The organism is Prevotella sp. SGI.167, from assembly GCF_050313615.1.
Taxonomy (GTDB): domain Bacteria; phylum Bacteroidota; class Bacteroidia; order Bacteroidales; family Bacteroidaceae; genus Prevotella.
Genome location: NZ_JBNPLT010000113.1, coordinates 1 through 705, shown reverse-complemented (window position 1 = coordinate 705; position 705 = coordinate 1). Strand labels below are relative to the sequence as shown.

General features: G+C 30.6%; 1 protein-coding gene. It reads left to right on the top strand.

What is annotated here, in order from left to right; translation table 11 throughout:
• Nucleotides 1-121 precede the first annotated feature (121 nt).
• Nucleotides 122-682, top strand: a complete 561-nt coding sequence (locus ACQRBJ_RS16110; protein WP_445304240.1) for a hypothetical protein — start codon at nt 122-124, stop codon at nt 680-682.
• Nucleotides 683-705: the final 23 nt, after the last annotated feature.

Genomic DNA, 705 nt, shown 5'->3' with positions numbered 1-705 from the left:
CTGCCTAATTGGTAGCTTTGGCAATACCAATTAATCATATGTTTTTTATGAAAAATGTTGGATGTGCTAACTACTGGAAATCAGTAGTTACGTTCTAACGGTGATTTACGTTTAGAAGAAAATGGAAACATGGACAACACCACAAAACATTCTAAGTTTTGCTTTAGTATTAGTTACTTTAGCATATACGATAACTAGTGTTCTAACATGGTTAGAAAGTAGAGCCACTCGAAAGCAGAAGAATGAGCCCAATATAATCGTTTATTTGCGTAGTAATGTTAGTCATGATACATTGTATGTTTGTGTAAAAAACATTGGAGAAGGTTGCGCTAGAAATGTAAAGGTTATACCTATTAAAGATTATTCTTTGTTTGGTAAGGATTTGAAATTAGGTAATTTCTCTTTGTTTTCTGAAGGAGTTAATGTATTTCCACCTCAATTCGAAATGATATTTCCTTTAGATTCATGGAGTGATGTTAATTTAGAAAAAGATCCTTATGTGCAATTTACTGTTTTTTATACTGATTTACAAGACCTTGTGAAACAAAATAATTTTAAACTTCCCTTTAGACAATTAAAAACTCTTTATTCTACTCTACCACCTATGGCAGAAGAGCGTATACCTTATTATTTAAATCAGATTCATAAGGATTTAAAACAGATTAAAGATTCATGCAAATGAGAGTGTTTGTTTTGGAGTTTTTT

Excerpts from the sequence above, each read along its gene's own strand:
- ACQRBJ_RS16110 (WP_445304240.1), top strand. The coding sequence starts at position 122 with ATGGAAACATGGACAACACCACAAAACATTCTAAGTTTTGCTTTAGTA.